This is a genomic window from Streptomyces sp. NPDC007901, assembly GCF_042959465.1.
Lineage (GTDB): Bacteria > Actinomycetota > Actinomycetes > Streptomycetales > Streptomycetaceae > Streptomyces.
This window is the reverse complement of record NZ_JBIBKW010000008.1, coordinates 67207-92167: the sequence shown is the minus strand read 5'-3', so window position 1 is coordinate 92167 and position 24961 is coordinate 67207. Positions and strand designations below refer to the sequence as shown.

Annotated in this window: 18 protein-coding genes and 1 pseudogene; 9 read left to right on the top strand and 10 right to left on the bottom strand. The window is 69.6% G+C overall.

Annotated features, from left to right (window positions below; translation table 11 throughout):
• Window positions 1-135 precede the first annotated feature (135 nt).
• A complete protein-coding gene (locus ACFZDK_RS25905; protein ID WP_390976500.1) occupies window positions 136-1476 on the top strand; it encodes a cation:dicarboxylate symporter family transporter in 1341 nt (446 codons plus the stop codon).
• Between the two features lie 84 nt (window positions 1477-1560).
• On the opposite strand, the gene ACFZDK_RS25900 is transcribed toward ACFZDK_RS25905, so the two are convergent.
• Window positions 1561-2013, bottom strand: a complete 453-nt coding sequence (locus ACFZDK_RS25900) for a MarR family transcriptional regulator (protein WP_390976045.1) — start codon at window positions 2011-2013, stop codon at window positions 1561-1563.
• A gap of 95 nt (window positions 2014-2108) precedes the next feature.
• Here ACFZDK_RS25900 and ACFZDK_RS25895 point away from each other — a divergent pair, with 95 nt between their 5' ends.
• Together ACFZDK_RS25895 and mltG are read left to right on the top strand one after the other, a co-directional pair.
• Complete coding sequence (locus ACFZDK_RS25895; protein WP_390976043.1) at window positions 2109-4049, top strand: ABC transporter transmembrane domain-containing protein; 1941 nt, start codon at window positions 2109-2111, stop codon at window positions 4047-4049.
• A gap of 57 nt (window positions 4050-4106) precedes the next feature.
• Entirely contained in the window at window positions 4107-5042 is a 936-nt protein-coding gene (mltG, locus tag ACFZDK_RS25890; RefSeq protein WP_390976041.1) for an endolytic transglycosylase MltG, read from the top strand.
• A gap of 15 nt (window positions 5043-5057) precedes the next feature.
• Here mltG and ACFZDK_RS25885 read toward each other — a convergent pair whose 3' ends face one another.
• Window positions 5058-6137, bottom strand: coding sequence for an NAD(P)-binding domain-containing protein (locus ACFZDK_RS25885; RefSeq protein ID WP_390976040.1), 1080 nt, complete (start codon window positions 6135-6137; stop codon window positions 5058-5060).
• Between the two features lie 84 nt (window positions 6138-6221).
• On the opposite strand from ACFZDK_RS25885, the gene ACFZDK_RS25880 reads away from it, so the two are divergent.
• The 3 genes from ACFZDK_RS25880 (at window position 6222) to ACFZDK_RS25870 (ending at window position 8172) form a co-directional block, all read left to right on the top strand.
• Window positions 6222-6644: a secondary thiamine-phosphate synthase enzyme YjbQ gene (locus ACFZDK_RS25880; protein ID WP_390976498.1), complete on the top strand. Its 423-nt coding sequence runs from the start codon at window positions 6222-6224 to the stop codon at window positions 6642-6644.
• 63 nt (window positions 6645-6707) lie between these two features.
• Window positions 6708-6890: a hypothetical protein gene (locus ACFZDK_RS25875; RefSeq protein WP_390976038.1), complete on the top strand. Its 183-nt coding sequence runs from the start codon at window positions 6708-6710 to the stop codon at window positions 6888-6890.
• Window positions 6891-7233: 343 nt separating this feature from the next.
• Window positions 7234-8172: an alpha/beta fold hydrolase gene (locus tag ACFZDK_RS25870; protein ID WP_390976035.1), complete on the top strand. Its 939-nt coding sequence runs from the start codon at window positions 7234-7236 to the stop codon at window positions 8170-8172.
• A gap of 26 nt (window positions 8173-8198) precedes the next feature.
• On the opposite strand, the pseudogene ACFZDK_RS25865 reads toward ACFZDK_RS25870, so the two are convergent.
• The 8 genes and pseudogenes from ACFZDK_RS25865 to ACFZDK_RS25830 all read right to left on the bottom strand — a co-directional run.
• Window positions 8199-8655 (bottom strand): annotated as a pseudogene (locus ACFZDK_RS25865) (hypothetical protein); the annotation flags it as partial.
• A 104-nt stretch (window positions 8656-8759) separates the two neighbouring features.
• The gene (gene fxsT / locus ACFZDK_RS25860) at window positions 8760-12743 is read right to left on the bottom strand and encodes an FxSxx-COOH system tetratricopeptide repeat protein (RefSeq protein WP_390976033.1); all 3984 of its coding nucleotides are present in this window, start codon (window positions 12741-12743) and stop codon (window positions 8760-8762) included.
• Complete coding sequence (gene fsxC / locus ACFZDK_RS25855; protein WP_390976031.1) at window positions 12740-14089, bottom strand: FxsC protein; 1350 nt, start codon at window positions 14087-14089, stop codon at window positions 12740-12742. Before fsxC ends, fxsT begins: the two co-directional genes overlap by 4 nt.
• Window positions 14090-14093: 4 nt before the next feature.
• A complete protein-coding gene (locus tag ACFZDK_RS25850) occupies window positions 14094-14687 on the bottom strand; it encodes a TIR-like protein FxsC (protein ID WP_390976496.1) in 594 nt (197 codons plus the stop codon).
• Window positions 14688-14920: 233 nt separating this feature from the next.
• Window positions 14921-17503, bottom strand: coding sequence for an FxsB family cyclophane-forming radical SAM/SPASM peptide maturase (locus ACFZDK_RS25845; RefSeq protein WP_390976030.1), 2583 nt, complete (start codon window positions 17501-17503; stop codon window positions 14921-14923).
• A gap of 32 nt (window positions 17504-17535) precedes the next feature.
• A complete protein-coding gene (fxsA, locus tag ACFZDK_RS25840; protein ID WP_390976029.1) occupies window positions 17536-17691 on the bottom strand; it encodes an FxSxx-COOH cyclophane-containing RiPP peptide in 156 nt (51 codons plus the stop codon).
• A 308-nt stretch (window positions 17692-17999) separates the two neighbouring features.
• Window positions 18000-19484, bottom strand: a complete 1485-nt coding sequence (locus tag ACFZDK_RS25835) for a glycoside hydrolase family 76 protein (protein WP_390976027.1) — start codon at window positions 19482-19484, stop codon at window positions 18000-18002.
• A 110-nt stretch (window positions 19485-19594) separates the two neighbouring features.
• Window positions 19595-21106, bottom strand: a complete 1512-nt coding sequence (locus tag ACFZDK_RS25830) for a glycoside hydrolase family 3 N-terminal domain-containing protein (protein ID WP_390976025.1) — start codon at window positions 21104-21106, stop codon at window positions 19595-19597.
• 281 nt (window positions 21107-21387) lie between these two features.
• Here ACFZDK_RS25830 and ACFZDK_RS25825 point away from each other — a divergent pair, with 281 nt between their 5' ends.
• The 3 genes from ACFZDK_RS25825 to ACFZDK_RS25815 are packed head-to-tail and all read left to right on the top strand — an operon-like array spanning window position 21388 to window position 24937.
• Window positions 21388-22461 carry a phytanoyl-CoA dioxygenase family protein gene (locus tag ACFZDK_RS25825; RefSeq protein WP_390976024.1) on the top strand — a complete coding sequence of 358 codons (1074 nt, stop codon included), beginning with the start codon at window positions 21388-21390 and terminating at the stop codon, window positions 22459-22461.
• The gene (locus tag ACFZDK_RS25820) at window positions 22443-23750 is read left to right on the top strand and encodes a DUF6271 family protein (protein ID WP_390976022.1); all 1308 of its coding nucleotides are present in this window, start codon (window positions 22443-22445) and stop codon (window positions 23748-23750) included. The genes ACFZDK_RS25825 and ACFZDK_RS25820 overlap by 19 nt, the downstream gene beginning before the upstream one ends.
• 8 nt (window positions 23751-23758) lie before the next feature.
• Window positions 23759-24937, top strand: coding sequence for a type III PLP-dependent enzyme (locus tag ACFZDK_RS25815; RefSeq protein ID WP_390976494.1), 1179 nt, complete (start codon window positions 23759-23761; stop codon window positions 24935-24937).
• The last annotated feature ends 24 nt before the right edge of the window (window positions 24938-24961 follow it).

Here is a 24961-nt window from a genome sequence, read left to right as displayed (position 1 = left end):
GATTTACACGGCTGATACACGGTGGTCTCGGACGGGATCAAGAAGACCTCCAGAGTGATCGACGCGGAAGCCGCTTTCCGTATCGCAGAAGTCCCGCTCGGCTTCCGCGAGTCGATCCCCCCACCAGGAGTGCCCGTGCCGCAGTCCGTACCGTCCCTGCCGGGACGCGCCGCACGCATACTGCGTACCTCTCTCTTCGCGCAGGTCGCCTGCGCGCTCGTGCTCGGAATCGTCGTCGGGCGGCTGTGGCCCGGGTTCGCCTCGGACCTCCAGCCGCTCGGCGACGGTTTCACCCGGCTCATCAAGACGATCATCTCGCCGCTCGTCTTCTGCGTGGTCGTCGTCGGCATCGCCAAGGCCGGTGATCTGAAGGCCTTCGGGCGGATCGGGCTCAAGGCCCTGATCTGGTTCGAGGTGGCCAGTACGCTCGCGCTGGTCATCGGCCTCGCCGCCGCCAACCTCGTCCAGCCCGGCTCCGGGATGCACGTCGACCCGGCCACGCTGAGCGCCAAGGCGGTCGACGCCAAGACGGGCGGCGGCTCGCTGCCCTCGACCACCGAGTTCGTGCTCAACGCCCTGCCCACCAGTTTCATAGGCGCCTTCGCCGAGAACTCCCTGCTCCAGGTGCTCGTCCTGGCCTGCCTGGTGGGCGCGGCCCTGCTCCACCTCGGCCACACCAAGGTGCCGCAGGTGCTGCCGGCCATCGAGCAGGCCCAGGAGATCATCTTCGCGATCGTCGGCTTCGTGATGCGCCTCGCCCCGATCGCCGTCTTCGGCGCGATGGCCGTCCTGATCGGCCAGTACGGGCTGGGCGTCATCGAGACCTACGCCAAGCTTATCGTCCTCTGCTACGCGGCCGCCGCCCTCTTCATCGCCCTGCTCGCCGTCGCCCTGAAGGCCCTCACCGGGCTCAGCCTCTGGAAGTTCGTCCGCTACATCCGCGAGGAGCTGCTGCTCGCGCTGGGCACCGCCTCCACGGAGTCCGTACTGCCGCGCGTGATGCAGAAGCTGCGCAAGGCCGGCGCGCGGGACGACGCCGTCGGGCTGGTGCTGCCCACCGGGTACTCCTTCAACCTCGACGGGGCCTCGCTCTACCTCTCCATCGGCACCCTGTTCATCGCGCAGGCCGTGGGCGTCGACCTGAGCCTGGGTCAGCAGATCACCGTGGTCCTGGTGCTGATGCTCACCAGCAAGGGCATGGCCGGCATCCCCGGCTCGGCTTTCCTCGCCCTGTCCGCGACCGCCTCCTCGCTCGGGGCGATCCCGGCCGGTGCCGTCGCCCTGCTGCTCGGCGTCGACCGCATCATGGACTCGATGCGCGTCGTCACCAACCTGCTCGGCAACTGCGTCGCCGTGTTCGCGGTGTCCCGCTGGGAGGGTGCGCTGGACATCGAGCGGGCGAAGCGGGCGCTCGGCGGCGAGACCCCGGTCGTGACGGAGAACGAACCGGCCGAGGAGCTGGTGTCCGAAAGCTGACGGCCGGGCCGTACGGCGGAAGCGGCTTCCCCTCCCGGAAACGCCGGGCGGGGAAGCCGCTTTCTCATCTCTCGGCAGCGTGTCTCAGCAGCGCTTCGCCGTCACCGGCCCGTCGACCAGCGTGTCCAGCAGCCCGCCCAGCACCTTGCGCTGCTCCTCCGAGAGCGGAGCCAGGATCTCCTCGGCGGCGGACCTCCGGGCCGCCCGCAGCTCGCGCAGGGTCTCGCGCCCCTCGTCCGTGATCTCGATCCGGGTCACCCGGCGGTTCGTCGGGTCCGCCACCCGGCGCACCTTGCCGCTCGCCTCCAGACCGTCGACCAGGGTCGTCACGGCGCGCGGCACCACCTCCAGGCGCTCCGCGAGGTCGGCCATGCGCGGCGGTGCGTCGTAGTGCGCGAGGGTGCGCAGCAGACGGGACTGCGCCGGCGTGACGCCGAGATCGCGCGCCTCCAGATGGCGCTTCTGGATACGCCACACCCGGCGCGTCAGGCGCAGCAGCTGCTCGGCGAGCGGGCCGTCGGGATCGGGGGTGCTCATGCGGGAATAATATCAGGACCTAGTTCATTGTGAGCGTAGGTAACAGTGAGCTATGCTCCGCCAGTCCGCACACACCGCACCCATCCGTAGGAGCCATGCCCCGAGACGAGATCAACTGGACCCCCGACGGCACTTCGGCCGGACAGCCCCGCCAGGTACGCCGTATCCTCACGCTCTTCCGCCCCTATCGCGGCCGGCTCGCGATCGTCGGCCTGCTGGTCGGCGCCTCCTCGCTGGTCTCGGTCGCCACGCCGTTCCTGCTGAAGGCGACCCTCGACACCGCGATCCCGCAGGGCCGCACCGGACTGCTCAGCCTGCTCGCGCTGGGCATGATCCTCAGTGCCGTCCTCTCCAGCGTCTTCGGCGTCCTGCAGACGCTGATATCCACCACCGTCGGCCAGCGCGTCATGCACGACCTGCGCACCGCCGTCTACGGCCGGCTGCAGCGCATGTCGCTCGCCTTCTTCACCCGCACCCGCACCGGCGAGGTGCAGTCCCGCATCGCCAACGACATCGGCGGCATGCAGGCCACCGTCACCTCCACCGCCACCTCCCTGGTCTCCAACCTGACCAGCGTGGTCGCCACGATCGTCGCGATGATCGCCCTCGACTGGCGTCTCACCGTCGTCTCGCTGGTCCTGCTCCCCGTCTTCGTGTGGATCAGCCGCCGAGTCGGCAACGAACGCAAGAAGATCACCACCCAGCGCCAGAAGCAGATGGCCGCGATGGCCGCCACGGTCACCGAGTCCCTCTCCGTCAGCGGCATCCTGCTCGGCCGGACCATGGGCCGCGCCGACTCGCTCACCGCCTCCTTTGCCGAGGAGTCCGAGCAGCTGGTCGACCTGGAAGTGCGCTCGAACATGGCCGGCCGCTGGCGGATGGCCGTGATCACGATCGTGATGGCCGCGATGCCCGCCGTCATCTACTGGACCGCCGGCATGGCCCTCCAGACGGGCGGCCCGCAGATCTCGCTGGGCACCATCGTCGCCTTCGTCTCGCTCCAGCAGGGCCTGTTCCGCCCGGCCGTGAGCCTGCTGGCGACCGGCGTCCAGATCCAGACCTCCCTCGCGCTCTTCCAGCGCATCTTCGAGTACCTCGACCTGCCCATCGACATCACCGAGCGGGACGAGCCGGTGCACCTGGACCGGGTCAAGGGCGAGGTCCGCTTCGAGAAGGTCGAGTTCCGCTACGACGGCAAGAGCGGCCCCGTCCTCGACGGCATCGACCTCACTGTCCCGGCGGGCGGCAGCCTGGCCGTCGTAGGTCCGACCGGCGCCGGCAAGTCCACGCTCGGCTACCTGGTTCCCCGGCTCTACGACGTCACGGGCGGCCGGGTCACCCTGGACGGCGTCGACGTCCGTGACCTCGACTTCGACACCCTCGCCCGCGCGGTCGGCGTCGTCTCCCAGGAGACGTACCTCTTCCACGCCTCGGTCGCCGACAACCTGCGCTTCGCCAAGCCGGACGCCACCGACGAGGAACTCCACGCGGCCGCCCGCGCGGCCCAGATACACGACCACATCGCCGGGCTGCCCGACGGCTACGACACGGTCGTCGGCGAGCGCGGTCACCGCTTCTCCGGCGGCGAGAAGCAGCGGCTGGCCATCGCCCGCACCATCCTGCGCGACCCGCCGGTCCTCATCCTCGACGAGGCGACCAGCGCCCTGGACACCCGCACCGAACACGCCGTCCAGGAGGCCATCGACGCGCTGTCGGCCAACCGGACGACGCTCACCATCGCCCACCGGCTGTCCACGATCCGCGGCGCCGACCAGATCGTCGTCCTCGACTCCGGGCAGGTGGCCGAACGCGGCACGCACGAGGAACTCCTGGAGCTCGACGGGCGGTACGCGGAACTGGTGCGGCGGGACGCCCGGCTGGAGACGGCGGGGGACCCGGCGGTCGAGCCGGGCGGGCCGGGTGTGCCGGTCGAGCCGGTCGGGACCGAAGAGGCGAGCCAGTGGGAGGCGGCGCGACGGCCGGGGCGCCGACGGGGCGACCGGGGGCGCCGACACGCGACTCCGCCGACAAACTGAGGTCGACAAGCTGAAGATATGTCGGGTTTGGGGCAATATGCGGGCTAACGTTCCCGCATGCAGACGAACACTCCGCCACGGAGCACGATCCGTCGGAACACCGGCCGACCGCACCCGACTCGGCGCAGGACGGTCCGGCTCACGCGCCGGGGCAGGCTGGTGCTCGGTGTGACCGGCGCCGTCGTGGCGGGCGCCGCCGTGGCGGTGCCGCTGCTGTACCTGGCCCACAGCGGGACTTCCCGGCCCGCCACCCTGGTCATCCCGGAGGGCTGGCGCGCGTCCCAGGTCTACGACGCCGTCGACAAGGCCCTCGCCCTGCCCGCCGGCAGCACCAAGAAGTCCGTCGGCACCGCGGGCCTGAAACTGCCCAGCGACGCCGGGGGCAACCCGGAGGGCTACCTCTTCCCGGCCAGCTACCCCCTGGACAAGGACGCGACCCCGCAGTCGGTGCTGCGGTACATGGTCGACACCGCCAACCAGAAGTTCGAGGGGGCGCCCGTCGCGGCGGGCGCGCAGCGCAACGCCATGAACGTCTACCAGGCGGTGATCATCGCCAGCATCGCCCAGGCCGAGGCCGGGAACAAGGCCGACATGGGGAAGGTGGCCCGGGTCATCTTCAACCGGCTGCAGAACGGCATGCCGCTGCAGATGGACTCCACCCTCAACTACGGCCTCAACCGCAGCACCCTCAAGACCACGCTGGACGACACCCGCAGCGAGAGCCCGTACAACTCCTACCAGCGCATGGGCCTGCCGCCCAGCCCGATCGACAACCCGGGCGAGGACGCGATGCGCGCCGCGCTCAACCCGCCGCCGGGCAACTGGCTGTACTTCGTCACGGTCAAGCCGGGCGACACACGGTTCACCGCCGACTACGCCGAACAGCAGCGCAACGTCGCCGAGTTCAACGCCGTACAGAGCAGCAAGGCCCAGCAGTCGCCCCAGTCGCCCCAGTCGCCGCAGGCTTCGCAGCCGTCGCAGTCGTCGCGCTGAGCCGCTGCCTGCCGGTCAGGCGGCGGCGACCGGCTCCCCGGTGAGCAGCCTCCTGATGTCCCGGACGGCTTCCCGGCCCGCGCGGTTGGCGCCGATGGTGCTCGCCGAGGGGCCGTACCCGACGAGGTGGACGCGCGGATCGGCGACCGCGCGGGTCCCCTCGACCCGGATCCCGCCGCCAGGCTCGCGCAGCCGCAGCGGTGTCAGATGCTCCAGGGCGGCGCGGAAACCGGTGGCCCAGAGGATGACGTCGGCCTCGACCCGCCGCCCGTCGTTCCACTCCACCCCGTCCGCGGTGATGCGGTCGAACATCGGCTGCCGGTCCAGGACGCCGTCCTTGAGGCCCTGCCGGATCGCGTCGTTGAGGGGCAGCCCGGTGACCGAGACCACGCTCCGCGGCGGCAGCCCCTGCCGTACCCGCTCCTCCACCAACGCCACCGCGGCCCGGCCCGCGCCCTCGTCGAAGGGGCCCTCGCGGAAGACCGGCGGCCGCCGGGTGACCCAGGTGGTGGACTTCGCGAACGGGGCGAGCTCCAGCAGATGCTGGGTGCCGGAGGCCCCGCCGCCGACGACCACGACCCGCTTCCCGGCGAACTCCTCGGGCCCGGCGTACTGCGCGGTGTGCAGCTGCCGCCCGCGGAAGGTCTCCTGACCCGGATAGCGCGGCCAGAACGGCCGGTCCCAGGTGCCGGTGGCGTTGATCAGCGCTCGCGTCGACCAGTCGCCGTGGTCGGTCTCGACGAGCAGCCGCCCCTCCTCGCCCTCGCGCACCGCGCGGACGTCGACGGGCCGTCGTACCCGCAGGTCGAAGGTGCGTTCGTACTCCGTGAAGTACCCGCCGATCACCTCGGCGGACGGCCGCGCCGGATCGGCCCCGGTCAGCTCCATGCCCGGCAGCGCGTGCATCCCGTGCACCTTGCCGTATGTCAGCGACGGCCACCGGTACTGCCAGGCGCCGCCGGGGGCGGGGGAGTGGTCCAGGACCACGAAGTCGCGGTCCGGCTCGAAACCGGTGCGCCGCAGGTGATAGGCGCTGGACAGACCCGCCTGACCAGCGCCTGTGACGACTACCTCGACCTCACGCACATTGTTCACGCTTCTACCAACAGAGGGGCGGCCATGGACCTTCCCGTCACGGCCGCCCCGCTGCCGGCCCGGCGCATGGGCCAGGATGGGGGCATGTCGGATGCCTTCACCACACGCGAGATCCATGTCGCCACCGGAAGCCGGGAGCGGGTCGTCGACCTGACCGGCGACTGCGAGGCCTTCCTCCGCGAGGCCGCGGCCGGCCGCGACGGACTGCTGAACATCTTCGTCCCCCACGCGACGGCCGGCATCGCCGTCATCGAGACCGGCGCCGGCAGCGACGACGACCTGCTGGCCGCCCTGCACACCCTGCTCCCCGCCGACGACCGCTGGCAGCACCGCCACGGCACCCCCGGCCACGGCCGCGACCACGTCCTCCCGGCGCTCGTCCCCCCGCACGCCACCCTGCCGGTGATCAACGGCCGCCTGGAACTGGGCACCTGGCAGTCGGTGTGCCTGGTCGACACCAACATCTCCAATGCCAACCGTCAGGTTCGACTGAGCTTCCTGGGCTGAGCGAGATCACCCTGGGTGTGGCCGCCCAATCTCCGTACCTCGCGTGTTCGGAGCGGAGAAATCTTGCGCGGTGCGGACCTGAACATGATCGAACGCCCCTACGACGGATGCGGGAAGTGTGCCTGCTCGGCGTACGACGGGTTGGTCGCTCCTCCAGGCGCACGACGCGCGGTGACCCGCGACGTCTTCACCCACCCGGCGGCCGGTACCTACGGCACCCCTCGTGACGCCTCGGCGGGTGCGTGAAACACGCCACTTTCCGGAACGTCAGCGTCCGCCCTGCTCCGTACGGGTGGTCGCGCATTCGCCCAGACGACGGACATCACTGAGAGCGAATGAGACCGTGCACGCGCGTCGGCGCGGGCTACCGCACGGGCAACCAGGGCATCAGGAACTCCTCCTCTCTCCCAGCGGCCCGAAGCACGGTGCACTACGTTGGGGCGGTACAGCCGAGCGGCATCCACGTTTACCCGATTCTTGCCACATGAAGCCAAAACGGCTGAGCAGTTACTAGAGGCGGGACCTCCCATGCGGGATGCTGGGAGGTCCCGCGCTTCACTCACAGCCGGCTGGCACGGGAGGGCATCGGGTGGTTGAGACAGCGAGGACGCACTCCGGCGGACGGGCGATCGCCTACGAGACATGGGGCGATCCGGACGCGCACCCGGTGTTTCTCCTGCATGGGACTCCCGGAAGCCGACTCGGTCCGCGACCTCGCACCTTCGATCTGCACAAACTCGGTGTACGCCTCATTGCCTACGACAGACCAGGCTACGGCGGTTCCGAACGCCATGCGAAGCGCACGGTCGTCGACGGCGCCGAGGACATCGACGCCATCGCCCGGGATCTGCAACTCAAGAAGTACTCCGTGGTGGGCAGATCGGGCGGCGCACCGCATGCCTTGGCCTGCGCGGCACGGAATATCGGCAGCCAGGTGGCGAGTGTCGCCGCGATGGTCTCGCTCGCCCCGCCGGACGCCGACGGCGATGGGCTCGACTGGCACAAGGACATGTCCGAGTCCAATGTGTCGACTTATCACCTGCTCGACCGTCATGCACCCGATGTGACCGAGTTGGGCGCGCTGTTGGCCCGTAACGCGGACATCATCCGGCGTGATCCCACTGTGTTCCTCGCGTCCCTCCGCGAGGAGATGCCGACGGTGGACCGGGTGATCGTCGAGGACGCCGGCATCCGCCAACACCTCCTGAGGAACTACCTCTCCGCAGTGGACCAGGCCGAACAGGGCGAGGGGGAGAAGGACGATCCGCGCGCGCCGATGGGCTGGGTGGACGATCTGGTCGCGTTCCGCTCGCACTGGGGGTTCGATCTCAAGGAGGTCGACGGTTCGGTACCTGTCATGCTGTGGCACGGCGAGCGCGACATCTTCGCGCCCGTTGCCCATTTCCACTGGCTGGCGAAGAAGATCCCCTCGGCCAAAGCCGTTCTGCAGCCGTCCGCGGCCCACTTCGCGGCCCTGCCCGCACTGCCCCACGTACTCGCCTGGGTCCGGGACAAGGCCAACGTCTGATCCACAGGCGCCGGCATCCGATCCCACTACCGTCGCTCATGCGGCCCGATGGGGCAGCGCTGGATGTATAGCCCTGTGAGGTTGGGGACGCGGCCGGCGGGTGGGTTCTCTGCGAGCGCGGTGTGTCCGCGGTGGAAGCGAGCGACCCGGGAACTCCAGCGCTGTGGGGAATATCGCCGTCGTCGACATCGATGTCGGTCAGGGCGCGTTCGACGATGATCCCGCGGTCGGCGAAGAAGGCGTTGGCGCGGGTCCAGAAGCCGGTGGCGGTCTGCTTCCTCGCGTCCGTGTGGATCTCGCTGTAGGCGAGGCGGGCCAGGCCGTGGTGGGCAAGGACGCGGTGCACCGCGGCCGGGTCGGACCTTGGCGATGCGCCGCTCGGTGCGGGCCGGGGGTCCGCCACGGGCTGCGGTGCCGACGGCTGGAACGGTCGGCCATGCCTGCTTCGCCGGACATCCGGTAGCGGTCGGCCCACCGCAGGGCCGGCCGTCCTCGACCACGCATGAGGGCCTTTCTGGTCACTGTGCAGAAGTCGCAATCCACACCAGGCCAGAAGGCCCTCACCCATTTCAGGATCCCGGTAATTGCTAGATCGGGTGTGGCTCCAGGTCCAGGCAGCTGAGCTTCCACTCCTTGAGGGCCAGCACCCGGGGGTGCTCCCTGCCGATGCGCTTGCTCAACTCGGCCAACGCGTCGTGGTGTTTGGTGCGGGCCTCGTCCGCCCTGCCCACATGGCTCAAGATGACGGCGAGGTTCCCGGCGCAGGTCAGCGTCGACGGATGGGAGGGCTTGAGGACCTCCCTGAGCAGTTCGTACGCCCCGATGCTGGTCTTGCGGGCTTCCTCCCAGTCGCCGAGTGCCGCCTCGGCGATGGCCAGGTTGGCACGGCAGATGAGCACGAAGGGGTGGCCCTCACCGTTGAGTTCGGAGAACCTGTCCCGGGCCCGGCTCAGCAGCTCCCGCGCCTCGGCCGCCGCCTCGGAGCGCACGGACATGCCGTCGTCGAGCAGCAGAACGGCGTAGTTGACCGAGCAGGCGATGGTGTGGGAGTGGGCTTCCCCAAGGTTGTCCCTCAGCTCTCCCAGGGCCCGGCGAATCAGGCCCAGTCCCTCGTCGACCCTGCCCTGGGCGGCCATGTCGCCGGCCAGGCTCATCTCCAGCAAGGGCCGCTCCGAGGTCGATCCCTTCTCTCCCTCGGGGGTGCTCCGCAGAACATGGCGTACGAGATCCTCGGCCTCCGCCGCCCGTCCCGCCCTGCGCAGTGAACCGGCCAGCCCCTTCGCCGTGTTCAGCACGGTGGGCGAGCCCTGGGTGAGGCGGGCGTTGCGCAGACAGCGTTCGTAGGCGCTGCTCAGCAGCGTGACAGACTCCTCGTAGTCTCCGCAGTCACGCAGGTCCCGGCCCAGGTTGACCGCCGACTCGATGGTCAGGGGATGGTCCTGAAGCTGGATCGCCTCACGCAGTTCCAGCGTCCTGCGGTCGAGATCGCGGGCCCTCTCGTAGTCGCCGGACAGGCGTAGGGCGACGGCCAGGTTGTTCGCCGCGCTGAGCGTGCGGGCGTTGTCCTCGCCATAGATGTCGCTGTACCTCTCGTAGGTCTCCTCGTCGTAGCGCAGTGCCTCCGACAGTCGGCCGAGCCCTCGCAGATCGGCCGCGATGCTGCTGGTGGTCATGAGGATGTGCAGATCGTCGACATCGTCGAGTACCTGGAGCTGCCGGTCCAGGACCTCCTGGTCCAGGGCCAGCGACTCCTCGTATCTGCCCTGGGCGCGCAGGATGTTGGCGATCTGGAAGCGCATGTGCAGCGTCCAGCGCTCGTCCGACGAGCCTTCCTTGGACCACGTGGCCACACGCCTGTCGCTGTACTCCTTCGCCAGGGTCAGCTCGCCCCGGCGGCGTAGCTGGCGGACCCGGTCCACGAAGAGTTCCTTGATGCCTTCGTCGGGCGAGCTCTCCGCCCACGGTGTGCCGAGATGAGGCCAGATGACGCGGTACTTCTCCCAGGTATTGGGGTTCTCGGGATCGTCCCCGCTGGGCCTCGCGGCGATCAGCGAGCGGTAGACCACTTCCTGCGCCGCCTCGTACTCCGCCTCGCTCATCTCCTTCCGCATGGCGGCCTGCAACGTCCGGTGCACCGTCAGCGTCCGCGCCTTGCGGTCCACCGTGGCCAGCGAGAAACGGCTCAGTTCCTTGTACGCGCGGGAGACCATACGGACCCCGCCCAGGGCACGGGAGACCTCGTAGCCCTCCAGCAGGTCCATCGAGATCGGCTCGGCACTGTAGTAGGAGCAGATCTGCAGGAGTTTCACCGCGTGCGGGAACTTCTCCGCCAGTTGCCCGAGCGGGAATTCCCAGGTGTTCTTGACGACTTCCCCGACCGTGTTGTCGTCGGGAGCTCCGGTGGCCTGGGGCTGGAGCTGATTGATGTAGTCGCGGACGTCGGCCCTGGCCTGCTCGATGTAGGCCGCGGCCCGTTCGATGGCGCTCGGCAGGTCGCCCAGGGCTTCCGCGATCTGGTCGGCCTCCGCCCACCCGCAGTCGGGCAGTCGGCTGTGCAGGTGGGCGATGCTCTCCGGCCGTTCGAAGACGGGGACGTCGAGGGTGTCCACGAAGCGTCCCCAGCCCTCGGCACGCTGGCTGGTGACCAGAATGTGGCCGCGGCGGCCGTCCATCATGAAATCGGGGAGGTGGTCCGGCTCAGGGACGTTGTCCAGGATCAGCAGCCAGCTGTCGTAGCTTTCGCCGTCGTTGAGGGCGTCGTACACGGTCTTGGCCGTGTCGGTCGGATTCGTCCGCTCCGGCAGATGGAGTGGCTCGGCCAGGCCCGCGAATGTCTCGACGGCCAGCATCCGCTGCTCTGCCTCGATGTGCCAGACGACGTCGTAGTCGCTTTTGTAGCGATATGCGAACTCCTGGGCCAGCAGGGTCTTGCCGACCCCGCCCATGCCCTTGAGCACGAGGGACCGGGTGTCCGCCTTCCAGAGCTTCTCCCGGATGCTCTCCAGCAGTTCCGTACGGCCGGTGAAGGACGACGTACGCAGCGGGACCCCGAAGACCAGCGGCTCGGACTTCGGGAAACGGGGCAGTTTCGGCTCGGCGCCGGTGAAGTGATTACCCGTCAGGGACTCCCCGCCGCGACCGAACCAGGTCAGCAGAGCGGCCCGTCCGGCTTCCCCGCTGTCGCAGCGGGTCATGTCGGCGAGTTGTTCCGTGAAGGGCGCCTCCAGGACCACCTGCCGGTCGACCTTTATCGAGACGAGTTGGTGGGCGCGCCGGTCGCTCTCCGCGAAGACCGTCTCCCAGGTGGTGCGGAAACGGGGCGACCTGACGTAGTCCTCGGAGAAGATGATCAGCGTGTGCGAGGCCGACTCGACGCCGTGCTCGATCTCCTCGCGCGCCTGTGAGCCCTCGTCGGTGCCCTCCTGCGCCAAATGGACCTTGAACCCGGCCTGTTCCAGGACCGCGCCGGCCCAGTTGGCCCAGCTCCTGTCCTGGGGCACGAAGCTGACGTACACATCGGAGATGCGCGGCGGGCGATGGCGGGTGTACCGATCCAGGGTCTTGCGGCGCAGTGACTCCTCGATGCGCGGCATCGAGTCGACCTGACCATCCGTGATGACCGCGGTGAGCCTCTCGTACGCGGAGAGCAGACTCTTGGGGTCCCCCGGCTGCTCACGGAACGGGGCCAGCGTCTCCTCGTAGGAGTAGATGGGCCGGTAGGGGATCTCCACGCTCCCCCAGTAGTCCTCCGGGTCCTGCTCGGGCAGGTGCTTGCGTACGATCCGGTCGAAGCGGTACTGGATCTGTCCACGGGCGGCGTCCAGCCGGTCGGCCTCGGCGTTCTCCACCCGCATCGGCACGGGCAGGATGCGGATGTCCCGGTTGCCGTACAGCATCCCGTCGATGCGCTCGGCGACACCGGCCGCGCCCTCGATGCTCTGGCTGCTCGGGGTGAAGCAGGTGACGACGGTGTGCGGCAGATTGACCGTGCAGATGTCGGAGATGTCGTTGAGTCCGGTACGGCTGTCGATGAGGACGTAGTCGAAGTTCTCGACGAACTCGCGTTTCAGCCCTTCCATGAACCGGGTGGCCAGCGGGCCGTCCATGAATTCTTTCCAGTCGAACTGCGAGAACGCCGAGAGGTAGCCCTTGTTCTTCGTGCCGGCCGGCAGATAGTAGAGCTGACCGCCTTCGGGGAAATTCCAGTCGACCTGGATCAGGCAGCTGTTGAGGGTGATTCCGTCGGGTGCCACCAGGTCGGCCGTACCGGGGTATTCGGAGCCCGGCTCCCGGTGCTGCGCGGGCTCGCCCAGACCCTGTGCCGAGCTCATGAACTGGGTCGACCGGCTGACCAGTTCGAGCACTCCGGGTGTCTCGCGCAGCTGCCTCTCGCTCAGGAAGGGATGCAGGAAGCGGTCGAGACCTGGAGCGTCGAGATCCCAGTCGACCACCAGCACACGATTGCCCGAGGAGGCCAGAATCCATGCGGTATTGGCCAGTGCCATCGTCCGCCCCGTACCGCCCTTGTACGAGTAGAACGTGATGATCCTGCGCATGTCCTCGCCGGTCATGGCCTGCCCTCCACGCGACCTCCGCCGCTCGATGCCCCGTTGTCCCGGCCTGCGTCGGGCCGTCGGGGCAGGTCCGGACCGGACTCCGGAACACCCCGGGCGCCAGCGTCACTCCGGGACAATTGCGAATGAATGTACCGCAAATAGCGGATCTTGGTTGCCTCGGCCAGCTCACCGAACCAGCGGGTGAAGACATCGGCCCCGGCCAGCCCGCGGACCGCTTCCTGCTCTCCCACCCGGCCCTCGCTGAGGAAGCGGGGGAAGTGCTGCATCAGCAGCCCGTGCAGCCGATCGGAGTGCTCCTTGGTCTGCAGATCGTCCCCGGCAAGGGTACTCAGCACAGCGGTCCACGGTCGTCGGGCCCTGTCGAACTCCCGTGCTTGGCTTGCCATTTGGGGATTCTCCAGTGCCCAGGGGTCCACCACCAGGATCCACGGGGCGGTGGGGAGTTCCGTGCTCCGCAGCTCCGCCTGGATCTTGTGGAAGGGCACCACGGTGGGTTCGAAGCCGAGGTTCCGGGCCAGGGCCTCCATCTGTCCGACCAGCGGGCCGACAGCGGGACCATAGGGTCGCCAGTCGTCGGCGCGTGGTCCGTAACGGCTGCTGTCCCGGCCGACCGGTAACTGCTCCTCGGTCGGGGCGAGCACGGTGATGTGCAGCGGGGAGGCGAAGGGCGGGTCGGCGAAGGCGTCGTCCAGCCCCGCGAGCGTCATCGGCCGCACCGGATTCCCCCCGCCGGGCGGGGTCTGCGACGGCTCGGGAACCGTGGCGGCCTGGTCGACGATGCGCCGGGCCAGCCAGTCGGTCACCTGGGCGAGCTGGGCGGAGGCCTGGGCCGCCGCGTCCTCGTCCTCCGGGTCCGGTCGTTCGGTCAGCTCCAGCAGCTCGTCGAGCAGCCGGTGCAGTCCCATGAGCCCCTTGGCTGTGTAGTTGTCGGCCGCCTCACCGATATCGTCCGGCTTCTCGGGGTAACGGTCCTTGACCTTCTTGGGGAGCGACGTGGGCAGGACCGGCGTCCACAGCACGGGCACGATGCTCGGCCGGGGTCCTTGAACCGTGTACTGGGTGACGGCGGTCCACTGGCGCCCGCACTGGGGGTTGCTGAAGTACCTCTGCGAATACAGCGGAACGAAGACCTTGCATCCGAAGAGTGCGTCGATCGACTCCTCGCCGGGTGTCCCGAGCCGCTCGACGAAGCCCGCCTCCTCCCGCGGCACTCGCGCCAGGCGCGCCACCTTTCCGCACAGTTCGTCGAAGAACTGGAAGACCAGGCGATTGGGATCCTGCGATGCGTCCCGGTGTCGGGGGGCAGGGACCCGCGCATAGCTCATGAAGAACATCGGCATCCTGCTAGTCCCCCTCGAAGACGTTCCGGAGGTCTTTGAACAACTCCACGTCGCACGGTTCAAGGCTGGTCTGCTGAGCCACTTTGACGATCATCTGGGCGAGCGCCCACACAGAACTGCGGTACTTGACGTGACGGCCGGCCTGCTTCAGCCCGTAGAGACCGGACTGCAGATAATCCTTACCCAGATCGGGGTGGGCGTACTGCACCTTCGCGACCACGGACGGCAGGGCCAGATGCTGTTCCCCCACCCACAGAACGGGCACGATCGCGTTTCCGGTGTAGGGCCGCGTACGGAGTTGTTCCTCCTGACGCCGGGCGAAGGCGTCCCATTCCTTTCCGCACCATTCTCGGGTGAAGTACCTAATATTGTAGATCGGTACGAACACCCGGCAGGTGGCCAGAGCCTGCTTGAGCCGGTTCTCCCAGTCGGCGCCGACACCCATTCTCTGGTCGAGGAAACCTGGTGATTCCTCGCCGTCATGGTCGGTCAACTGCATGATGTCGCTGCATAACTGTGCGTGGAATTGCTCCAGTGCCACATCCGACGCGTCCTTCTTCGGACGTGCCCCCATCAGCGGCGTCCGGGCATAGCTCATGAAGAACACATACGGATCGGAGGAATCCGCCGATTGGGTCGCTTGAACAGCCGCTTGAACCATGGACTCGTCTTTCCCCTCCCCCGTCGTCCCCCTCGGGCCCCTCCCAGGCCCTGAACCTCGCGGCCGGATCTCCTCCGGATCCATTGGACGCGAAAAACACTGCCGGTGCCAGGGGCTGACCGGAGCAAGTTGTACGGACACCGGTACGAGGAGCGGAAGTCGGCCCATCATTACACCGCGACCGGGCCGGTTTCGGCCACCCCGCCCAGGGTTTCCGCCTCGCCCCGGAGTCCGCGGACGAAACGGTGTCCCAATGCGGTGAGGGAGCCGGATCCGGCCACGGCGTCGAGGGCGTCGAGAACGGCCGTGCGCCATTTGTCGGCTTCCACGCGAGAGCGTTCGTACAGAGCCGCACCCACCCCCGGCACCCCGCGCCGAAGCCTGATCCGCCACACATCGGCCACCGCGAGGTGGGCGTAGGCCCCCTGGACCACGGCGTCCAACGGCCTCGGGTCGGGGCGCCACAGCACTCGGTACCGGCGCTCGTCCACGCTGTCCAGCAGGTCGAACATATCGAGCATCGCACCCAGTTTGACGTGCTGATACTCATGGATGATCAGCATGGCCAGATCCTCCGCCGAGCGGGGCAGGGCGAGGCCGACCGCGCCGAAGGCGTGGCGGGAGGTGGCGCTGGTGTCGTCGCCGGAGGGGGCGGGGGCGAGGGGGGTCACCGTGGTGAGGCCGGCGGCAATGGCGTGGGTGTAGTCGGGGTACTCGGTCCGGATCAGTCGCCAGGCCTCCCCGAACAGCTGCTCCCAGCGTCGGAATTCGGCCTCGGAGAGGCGGGGCAGAGGTCGGTATCCGTAGCAGTCCCGGGACGGGTCCAGGTCGTCCAGCGTCACTTCCAGACCATCTGCGGAGAGTTGTCGCAGGGGCTGCCAGAGCATTCCGTCGGGGAGCCGCTCCCGGCCCAGAACGTGTCCCTCGGCCATGAGCTCGGTGTCGGCGGTCGTGACCGTGACCGTCCCCGGCCGTCGGTCGCGGCTGCCGCCGCGCAGCAACAGGCGTCCCATGCCGGGCAGATGGATCGACGGGCCCTCGGGGCCGTGGCGCAGCGGGACGGGCAGGGTCAGACTGCCGCCGGTGCGGGCGGTGGCCGACAGGGCGGCCTCGGCCGGGTGGCCCTGGGCCCGCCGCACCGACTGCACACAGCCCAGGGCCCACACGCGTAGATACGGGTCGGAGAGGAGGACGTCCAAGGCGGGCGGCGACAGGGCCGCTATCGCCTCCCAGGCCGCGGAGCGCTCCGCCGGAGGTGCCGCGATATGCCGTCGATCGTCTGCGGCACCGTCGCGGCCGACCGCTCCTTCATTCTCGACCGCGCTCGAACAGGAGGGACCCCCGTCGCGGCGGAGGCGCACATCGTTCCGCCCCGTGCTCCTTCGGGGGTGCGCTGTCGAACCGCGGCCGACTTCGTCCGATCCGCTTGGCGACAGTGCCTCCGTGTCCGCGCGGCGGGCCGCTGCCAGCAGGGCCCGGCGCTGGCTGTTCTGGGCCGCCGCGAGGGACCGTACGGCTGCCGTTCCACCGTATCCGGCGGCCAGTTCGTCGAAGTGGGTCCAGGTCAGGCCATGCCAGCCGTGCCGGATGTCGGCGTCGTCGCGTTCGGTGGTCTGGACGTACTCGATGATCTTGAGGAGGTCGGCGCAGTAGACGGAGGGGTTGTCGAAGCCGTTGGACGCGCGGTGGCGGTGTCCGTACAGGCCGCCGCCGCAGACGGCGACGACGGGGCAGGCTCGGCACTGTGCGCTCAGGCCGTCCAGGCCGGCGCGGCGGGCCTGGATGCCCTGGTGCTCGGCGGCTTCGTCGAGGCGGTGGGTGTCGATGCGCATTCCGGTCTCCGGGGCGCCCGGGTAGGCCGTCTTGAGCCAGTCCGCCTGTTCGATGGCGCCGTCGGTCTCCACCACCAGCAGATCCGAACTGCCCAGCCCCAGCGCCTCGGTGAGGCTGCTCCGGCCCCGGGTCAGCCGGCTGATCGACTCGAACATCCGGATGCGCATCGGCATGCCGTCCGCGGTCCACCGCTGGTGCACGGCGATCAGCCAGTCGGCGTAGGCGGCGCCGGTCGCTCCCCCGCTGTCGACCGCGTTCGAGCGGGAGGGACTCGCATCCCGGCGGGGTGGCGGGTGCTCCCAGGTGGCGTGTGGGAGCAGGAAGTCGACGGCGGGCGGGTGGAGGGCGGCGAGGGCCTCGTAGACGGCCACGGGGTCGTTCTCGATGTCGATGGTGCAGAGCAGACCGCCGAAGGCGCTCCGGTGGTCGGGGGCGGTCATGAGGCGGACGGCACGCACCACGTCGTGGTAGGAGCCGGTGCCGTTGCGACGCACGCGGTGGCGGTCGTTGGACGTCTCGTCGCCGTCGAGCGAGATGCTGGTGATGATGGATTCCTCCGCGAGCATCGCGCAGAAGGCGTCGTCGAGCCGCAGCCCATTGGTCTGCATCCGCAGGTCTAGTTCGGCCACGCCGTGCAGCGCGGAGCGCAGTTCGCGGGCGAAGCGGCGCAGCCGTTCCCGTCCGGCGAGCAGGGGTTCGCCGCCGTGCAGGACAACGTGTACGCGGGAGAGGTTGTGCGCGGAGGCGTGCTCGGCGATCCGGTCGGCCGTACGCCGGAACGTCTCCTCCGACATGGTCACCGGACGCCGGCTCCAGCTCTGGTCGGCGTGCTGGTAGACATAGCAGTGGTCACAGGCCAGGTCGCAACGACTGTGCACTTTGATCACGAACTGGCGGAAGGGCCGCGTCACCGCGATCATCGGTACGGTCCCTTGGGGTTGCGGTCGGCCGGTCAGAGCGACGACTGGAAGGCAGCCACCTGTTCTGCGTCCCCCACGAGCATTCTTGCCAGAGTCAATTCCTGAGCGGACTCCGGTACCTCGTCCAGCGAGGTGTCGTGCAAGTCTCTGACGACGCTCGTGGCAAAGAACTGCTCGTGGCTGTCCATAGGCGTCTCCTCGGCGTACGGCTCCGGGCGGCACATCTATGGTGACGGCCCGGTAACCGAACGGCAAGGCGATCGCCAGCCAAGTCCTCTTCAACAAGGCGTTGTCGGGCGCGGTCTCCTGGGCCGTACGAGGGGCCGTCCGACCGTCCCAGGCCTCCCTCCGGCCGGATCGAACGTCTCGTCAAGCACCGTGAAAAGGAAGGGACTTGAAGATCCGACACGCATGAGACGTACGGCACGAGCGAGGGCAGCCGGACCGGTGGATCCCCATGGTGTGATCCGGGCTGCGAGCGCGCGATGCCGAGCGGTCAGGACACCGCGTCGAGCAGGTCGAGCGCGCTCTGCTGGCGTGCCGCGTCCACCTGGTCGAGCGGCCCGTACCAGTGCAGCCCGTACTGGTCGAGGGCGTTGCGGTCGTTCGCCTGGGCGCTGTCCGCCTGGCGCTTGAGGTACGCGGTGTACGGGTGGTCCGGCAGCACCGAGTTCAGCCTGCCGAGGCCGCGCACGTCCGCGCCCTTGAAGGACGGTCCGTCGGCTCCGCAGTCGCCGGTCTCGCAGGGGTCGCGCAGGATGCCGTCGGAGGTGTGGAGCAGGGAGGTCGTGGTGGCGGCGTCGGCGATCTGCCGGGCGTTGGTGAGCAGTCCGGCGTCGCCCGTGGCCCGGTAGAGCTCGGCGAGGGCGCCGAGGAGGACGCCCTGGTTGTAGGACCAGACGGCCTGTCCGTTGTTGCCGCAGGTGGACAGGTCGATGCCGTCGTTGACCAGGTGGGAGCCGTTGACCATGCCGGTGCCCTGGAACCAGGTCCAGCCGGCGCGGGCGCGGTCGAGGTAGGTCGTGTCGCCCTGGACGCGGTTGTGGAGGGCCGCGTTGAGCTGGATGTAGAGGGAGTTGGCGATCGCGTTCTTGTACGTCTTCGCGGTGCTCCACCACACCCCGCCGCCGCAGGTGCCGTCCCAGTAGGCCGCCATGTGGTCGGCGTCCGCGCGGGCCGTGTCGAGATAGCGGGTGTCGCCGGTGAGGTCGTAGGCGGCGACCCAGGCGAGGCCCCACCAGCCGGTGTCGTCGATGTAGTCGTTGCGGAACTGGCCGCCCTGGGCGTTGATGTTGAGGTCGTAGGTGCGGGCGATCGCGTAGCGGTAACTGCCCATGCCCGTCACGCGGATGTTGTCGATGACCGCGGTCAGGGCGTTCGCGGAGTTCCACCAGCCGGTGGTGTCGAAGAGGCCGGTTCCGTAGTCGTAGAAGGTCATCAGGCCGGTGGCGGCGGCGGTGCGGGGCTCGCCCGCGTTCCAGGTGGTGCGGGCCCAGGGGGTGCACGCGATCTCGGCGCGGTCGCCGGCCTTCCCGCAGGCGCGCAGGGCTCCGACGCCGAGGTTGTTCCAGTCGTCCACGTTGTACATGAGGGTGCGCCAGCCGCGCTGCCCTGTGGGCACGGTGGTGTCGCCGAGCTTGCTGCCCGAACTCCAGGTGCGGCCGCCGTCGAAGGAACGGTCGAGCCACACCTCGTCGCCGGGGTTGCCGTTGTCGAGGGAGGCCCAGCCCATGGCGTCGGTGTCGTCGAAGTGCAGGACGATCGAGCGCCCGTAGACGCTCGCCGTGACCGGGGTGCGGTCGCCCGGGGAGAGCGCGGGGTCGCGGGTGTCGCAGTACTTGTTGCAGACGGTGGCCGCCGCGGAGGTGTCGGCGGCGGCCACCGGGGGTGTGAGGGGGACGAGGGCGACGAACAGAGCCGGGGCGAGCGCTGCCGCCAGCCGGCGCAGGGGACGGACTCGTGGTCGGTGGACGGGGGACATCGGGGCTCCCTGCGTCGGGGGACAGGTGTGAGAGCGCTCTCGGACCGTAGGGAAGGGGCAGGGAGGCGTCAATGTCGCTTACGGGTACGGAAGTTGCCCTCAGGACTGCACTAAAGGGCACCCGCCAGCACCTCGGCGGCGGCGACCCCGGAGGCGGCCGTGGCGCCGTGCGTGAAGATCTGGGCGGCCGAGGGGACGACGGTGCCCGGCAGGCCCATCTCCACGACGATCGCGTCGGGACGCGCGGCGACGAGGTCCGCGAGGGCTTGGGCCATCCACGCGTGCCGGGCGGCGTCGCGGACCACCACGACCAGGGGCCGTCCCGAGGCGGGCGCCAGCGCCTGTGTCTGGAGCGTGGTGGTGTGCGCCTGCAGGTCCTCGCGGCGCACTCGGACGGAGGTCGTGCCGGGCAGCCGCTCGCCCAGCGGGGCGGCCACGCCCCAGGGGGTCTCCTTGCCGATGGCGAGGTTGGTGGCGGGCGCCAGCTCCACCACGTGCGGTGCGGTGACCAGGGGCAGGGCGTGCCGTACGGCTCCGGTCAGCCGGATGGCGCGGCGGGCGGCGGCGAATCCGATGCCGCCGTCGCCCCAGGGGGCGAGGCCGGCCGGGGTGAGCCCCGCCGACCAGGCCGCGAACTCCCGGACGCGGCGGCTCGCCGCCACGAGTCGTTCCTCCGGCAGGCCCCCCGACCGGACGGCGTCGGCGAGGGTGTCCACGAGGAGGCCCACGGTGGCCTCCTCGGCGTTCTCGCCGCCGACGCAGACGGCGTCGGCACCGGCGGCGACGGCCCTGACCGTGGCTCCGCCGATCCCGTAGAGGCCGGTCACCGCGCCCATCTCGATGGCGTCGGTGACGATCACGCCGTCGAACCCGAGTTCCTGGCGCAGCAGTTCCTCCAGGATGCGCCGGCTCAGGGTGGCGGGCAGGTCGGGGTCGTAGGCGGGTACCAGCAGGTGACCGCTCATCACCGCACGGACGCCCGCCTCGATCGCCGCGCGGAACGGCGGCAGGGCCTGCTCGGCGATCCGGGCGCGGTCGGCGCCGTACACGGGCAGGCCGTGGTGGGAGTCGACGGCCACATCGCCGTGGCCGGGGAAGTGCTTGGCGCAGGCGGCGACCCCGGCCGACTGGAGCCCCCGGATCCAGGCCCCGGTGTGCCGCGCCACCACCTTGGTGTCGACGCCGAAGGATCTCACCCCGATGATCGGGTTGTCGGGGTTGGAGTTCACGTCCGCACTCGGCGCGTAGTCGAGGCTCACCCCGGCCGTGCGCAGCTGGCGGCCCAGGTCGGCGGCGACGGCCTCGGTCAGGTCGGTGTCGTCGACGGTTCCGAGTGCGAAGCTGCCCGGCCGGGTGGAGCCGGTCGCCGACTCGATCCGCGTGACGTCACCGGCCTCCTCGTCGATCGCGATGATCAACTCGGGGTTCTCCGCGCGTAGTTGCCCGGTCAGCCGGGCGACCTGTTCGAGCGTGACGATGTTGCGGGAGAAGAGCACGACCGACGCGAGCCCGTCCCCGATCTCGCGCAGCACCCAGTCGGGAGCCTCGGTGCCCACAAACCCCGGCTGCAGGACGGAGCGCGCCAGCTGACGCAACCCCTCGCTGTGCGTACGGGAGACCATAGCGTGCACCCTCCTGTTGGTACAGACCAATGCGTTGCCGCTCAGGCTAGCTGCGCTGTCAAGTGGGCCCGGATCGCGTCATGTTGGCGCAGAAGCGCCCTCAACTGCGGTGTTTGACAGTTCGAGTTGGTCTAGTCCAAGTTGGTTGCAACGCGAGTTCGAAGAGGGGCTGGTGCGGCCCGTGGTGCAGTGATGCTGCCGCGCGTCCCCGCCCCGCACTCCGCGCAGTTGGTGACCCGGCTGGGTCGCCGGTACCCGAGAACGAGGTGTGGAGCACCGTTATGCCCACGACTGACCGTTATCTCCATCGAGCCCCCTCGGACACCCCCTACTTCAGCTCGGACGGCGAGACCTATCTCGCCCCGACACCCCTGCGGGACCTGAAGAAGTCCCGCCCCCTGCGAGTCCTGTCCGAAGAGGACCTCGCCTTCTGGCAGACGTACGGCTACGTGGTGGTCAAGCAGGCCATCCCCGCCGCGTCGGCCCGTCAACTGCTCGACTTCGCCTGGGAGTTCCAGGGCCTCGACCCCGAGCGGCCCGAGACCTGGTACGAGGAGCGCGAGTACCGCTCCGACCTCGACCGGGAACTGCACATCTACGGCTTCGTCGAGGCCTACCACCACCAGCTCATCTGGGACAGCCGCCAGACCCGGCGGGTCTACGACGCGTTCGTCGACGTCTGGGACTGCGAAGAGCTGTGGGTGACGCTCGACCGGCTCAACCTGAACCCGCCCAACATCAGGAACCGTGACCGCGCCCTGATCCCGCGCACGGAGGAGGGCTTCGACATCGAGCTCCACTGGGATGTCGACACCACGCTCGGCGTCCTGCCGCAGCGGGTCCAGGGGATCATCGCCCTGACCGACACCCGGCCGGAACTCGGCGGCTTCCAGTGCTGCCCGGAGCTGTTCAAGCGGTTCGACCAGTGGAAGGTGTTCCAGCCGGAGGACCGCGACCCGATCCGGCCCAGGATCGACCGCGCGGAGTTCCCCGTGGTGCGACCGGAACTCGAGGCCGGTGACCTGCTGATCTTCAACGGTCTGCTGGCGCACGGCGTGGCACCGAACACCGCCCACGAGAAGGTGCGCGCGGTCCAGTACCTGTCGATGATGCCGGCCCTGGAGTCCCACGAGACGCTCCGGAGGTCCCGGGTCGAGTCCTGGCGCACCCTCGCCACACCCGACTGGAACGGAACGCTGCTGGGCGACGCCACCCGCCACGAGTCCCTGCGGTACGGGCGGGCCACGCTCGACGAACTCGGCGCGAAACTGCTCGGCCTCAGGTCCTGGACCGGAGCGGACCTCGACGGGGCGACACCGCCGGCCGGAGAAGAGACATGCGCCGAATCTGCCTGACCCTGCCGACCAACAGGCCCTGCGCGGCGACGATCACGGCCGTGGCCGAGGAAGCGGCCTACGCCGTCCGGCACTTCGACGTCGAGGTGCACCTCCTGATCCTGGACTCCTGCCCCGCACCGGCTTACGCGGAGCACGCCGACACCCTGCGCCGGATCCCGCAGGACCCGCGGATCGTCGTACACCACCTCGACGAGGCACTGCAGCGGGACTTCCTCCGGCGCGCGATCGACCGGTCCGCGGCGACGAAGCCCGACCTCCTGCTGGATCTGATGCTCCCCGCCGGTGTCTCCTACGGCGCCTGCACGAACCGGGCCTTCCTCCTCGCCGCGGCGCTCGGCTGCGAGTCGGTCCACCGCAGGGATTCCGACAGCCGGTACCAGGCCGTGAACGGCGCGGCCGTCTACCCCGTCCACCACGAACTGCTGTCACTCGGCAGGCGCGCGACCGACGCGGCCCCGCATGTCACCGAGACCGCACTGTCCTCCGACCACCTGGACCGCCGGGTCGCGATGGTCGGCAGCTCCTTCGTCGGCGAACTCTCCGTCGACATCGGCGACATACTCCGCATCGACCCCGCCGTCTACCACGACATGGTCGGCCTCTGGGCGCCCGCCCACTGGTCCGGCGAGCAGAAGAGAGAACTCGTCGAGGAGTCCTTCCGGGGCGCCGGCACCGACGCCTTCACCGCGGACCACTCCACCCTCACCCTGGTCGACCCCATGCGCGTGGACATGTGCAACATCGCCTTCCACGGCGTGCACGAACGGGTGCCCCTGCCACCCGCGACCGACACCATCGGCAGCGACTACTTCCTGATCCACCTGGTCCACGACGCCGCGCTGCCGGGCGTCCTGCACAACCGGAACATCGTCAACTACTACACCGGCGAACGCCGCACCGACTCCGGGTTCACGGCGTACCAGCTGCGCTTCGTCAAGTTCCTGCTGTCGATGCTCTACTTCAACTTCGTCTACGACCGGATGGCACGGGCCGGTGCGTCGTTGCTCGACGGACAAGGGCGGGTACGCCCGTCCGTCGTGGCCGGGCTGGCCAGGCAGAGCGCGAGCCTCGACCGGACCGAGAACGTCCACCGGCTGGACGTCCTGGACACCGCGTACCGGAAACTGGGCGGCAGATACGCCGAGTTCGCCGACCTTCTCGGGCAGCGCCGCGAACGTCTCCTCGACGAGGCACGCGGCGACATCGAGGACTTCGCCCTGCTGGTGGAGGCGTGGGAGCCGCTGGTGCGGGCGGCCGCGCTCACGTCCGTACCGCAGCGGCGGTGAGGGCGACGATGGCGCACGAGTCGGCACCGCTGCGCGCCGCGCTGGCGGGCGCCACCGAGGATCGGATCTTCTTCGACCTGACCGGAATCGAGAGCCGCTACGACACCCTCCGGCGCGAACTGCCCGGCGTCGCCGTCCGTTTCGCCATGAAGACCTGCCCGGTGGACGAGGTGCTCGCCCATCTGGCCCGCAAGGGCGCGGGGGTCGACGGGGCGAGCCCCCGCGAGCTGGAGCAGGCGCTGCGCGCGGGTGTCCCGGTCGACCGGACGCACTACGGCAACACCGTCAAGTCCGACCGGGACATCGCCGACGCCCATCGCCTCGGCGTCCGGGACTTCGCGACCGACAGCGTCGAGGACCTGGCGGCCGTCGCGGCCCACGCCCCGGGAGCCCGTGTGTTCTGCCGGCTGGCGACGAGCGGCGACGGGGCGCTGTGGGGACTGAGCAACAAGTTCGGCTGCTCGCCGGCGGACGCGGTACGGATCCTGGAGGCGGCACGGGAGACGGGACTCACGCCCTCCGGACTGTCCGTGCACGTCGGCTCCCAGCAGATGACGGCGGACGCCTGGCACAGCGCCGTCGAGTGCCTGGCGGACGTGCTGACCGCCCTCGGCCGGCGCGGGATCGTCCTGGACCACGTCAACCTCGGCGGCGGGCTGCCGGCCCTCGGCTATCTCGACCGGTACGGCCTGCCCCTGGAACCCCCGCTGGACAAGATCTTCGCCGTCGTCCGCGAAGGGATGCGCCATCTCAGAAAGGTCCACGGCGAACACCTCGCGTTCGTCATGGAGCCCGGGCGCCACCTCGTCGCCGACCACGGAGCCATCCGCGCCCATGTGGCCCGCCTCGCCGAGCGCCGAGGACCCGACGGCGAGCGCCGGTACTGGCTCTACCTGAGCTGCGGCAAGTTCAACGGCCTCTACGAGATGGACGCGTTGCAGTACCCGCTCGTCTTCCCCACCCACCCCGACGCCGAGTACGTCCCCGCCGTCCTGGCCGGTCCCACCTGCGACAGCGACGACGCCTACCCCCAGGGACACGCCCTCGTCCAGGTCCCCCGGGAACTGGCGTCCGGCGACCCCGTCTGGCTGCTCTCCACCGGCGCCTACGCGATCAGCTACACGACCCAGGGCTTCAACGGCTTCGCCCCGCTCCCGTACACCTGCGTCGGCGGAGGACGCCCGTGAGCGGCGACGGCGTGGGCATCCGCC

Coding starts and splice junctions, on each gene's coding strand:
- fxsA (WP_390976029.1), bottom strand. CDS start 17,691: ATGGACAGCCACGAGCAGTTCTTTGCCACGAGCGTCGTCAGAGACTTG.
- ACFZDK_RS25835 (WP_390976027.1), bottom strand. CDS start 19,484: ATGTCCCCCGTCCACCGACCACGAGTCCGTCCCCTGCGCCGGCTGGCG.
- ACFZDK_RS25820 (WP_390976022.1), top strand. CDS start 22,443: ATGCGCCGAATCTGCCTGACCCTGCCGACCAACAGGCCCTGCGCGGCG.
- ACFZDK_RS25880 (WP_390976498.1), top strand. CDS start 6,222: ATGTCGGATGCCTTCACCACACGCGAGATCCATGTCGCCACCGGAAGC.
- ACFZDK_RS25815 (WP_390976494.1), top strand. CDS start 23,759: ATGGCGCACGAGTCGGCACCGCTGCGCGCCGCGCTGGCGGGCGCCACC.
- fxsT (WP_390976033.1), bottom strand. CDS start 12,743: ATGACCGGCGAGGACATGCGCAGGATCATCACGTTCTACTCGTACAAG.
- fsxC (WP_390976031.1), bottom strand. CDS start 14,089: ATGCCGATGTTCTTCATGAGCTATGCGCGGGTCCCTGCCCCCCGACAC.
- ACFZDK_RS25825 (WP_390976024.1), top strand. CDS start 21,388: ATGCCCACGACTGACCGTTATCTCCATCGAGCCCCCTCGGACACCCCC.
- ACFZDK_RS25830 (WP_390976025.1), bottom strand. CDS start 21,106: ATGGTCTCCCGTACGCACAGCGAGGGGTTGCGTCAGCTGGCGCGCTCC.
- ACFZDK_RS25900 (WP_390976045.1), bottom strand. CDS start 2,013: ATGAGCACCCCCGATCCCGACGGCCCGCTCGCCGAGCAGCTGCTGCGC.
- mltG (WP_390976041.1), top strand. CDS start 4,107: ATGCAGACGAACACTCCGCCACGGAGCACGATCCGTCGGAACACCGGC.
- ACFZDK_RS25845 (WP_390976030.1), bottom strand. CDS start 17,503: ATGATCGCGGTGACGCGGCCCTTCCGCCAGTTCGTGATCAAAGTGCAC.
- ACFZDK_RS25895 (WP_390976043.1), top strand. CDS start 2,109: ATGCCCCGAGACGAGATCAACTGGACCCCCGACGGCACTTCGGCCGGA.
- ACFZDK_RS25850 (WP_390976496.1), bottom strand. CDS start 14,687: ATGAGCTATGCCCGGACGCCGCTGATGGGGGCACGTCCGAAGAAGGAC.